This window comes from Herbiconiux daphne (genome assembly GCF_024979295.1).
In the GTDB taxonomy this organism is placed as follows: domain Bacteria; phylum Actinomycetota; class Actinomycetes; order Actinomycetales; family Microbacteriaceae; genus Herbiconiux; species Herbiconiux daphnes.
Map to the genome: position 1 here is coordinate 1 of NZ_JANLCJ010000765.1, position 532 is coordinate 532.

The window sequence follows — 532 nt, forward strand, 5'->3', positions numbered from 1 at the left end:
AGAAAAAATTGCAATTACAGGAATTAATAGATATAACGCAAGTGAAGTAGAGTTTGAAAGTCTTTGTGAAGCTGGAAGAAACGGATTCAACCCCAGTGCAATCAGCCGTTGTCTATCAGGACATAGAATCTCTCATAAAGATTACTTGTGGATAAGAAGAAAAAAAGCTGACAAATAGTCGGTTTTTTCTGCTTTTGTAAAGAAACTGTAACTGTTTTTTAACCAGTTTTCTATTTACATTATGTTTAACAAAGGTTATAATGAATACATAAAGTAAATAAAGAAAGCGAACAACACAAATATGGAAAACTTAAAACGCTCAGAAAAAATTGAGTCACCAAAAAATAACCCAAACAAACCAAAATTCAATTTAAACAATCCTAAACTCAAAAAACATCTAATTCAATCAGCAGTTATTTCATTAACAGCTGGAGCATTCTTTACAATTGGTTTCTTTCAACCACGTGCAGAAAAGAATCCCACTCACTTCGTTTCTAATACTCAGAAACATAGCGAGGAATTAAAGAAAAAG

Annotated in this window: 1 protein-coding gene; it reads left to right on the plus strand. The window is 31.6% G+C overall.

All coding sequences use genetic code 11. From position 1 onward, the window contains the following. Window positions 1-301: 301 nt before the first annotated feature. Window positions 302-532: hypothetical protein (locus N1032_RS27575; RefSeq protein WP_259543918.1), on the plus strand; the 231-nt coding region annotated here is incomplete at its 3' end.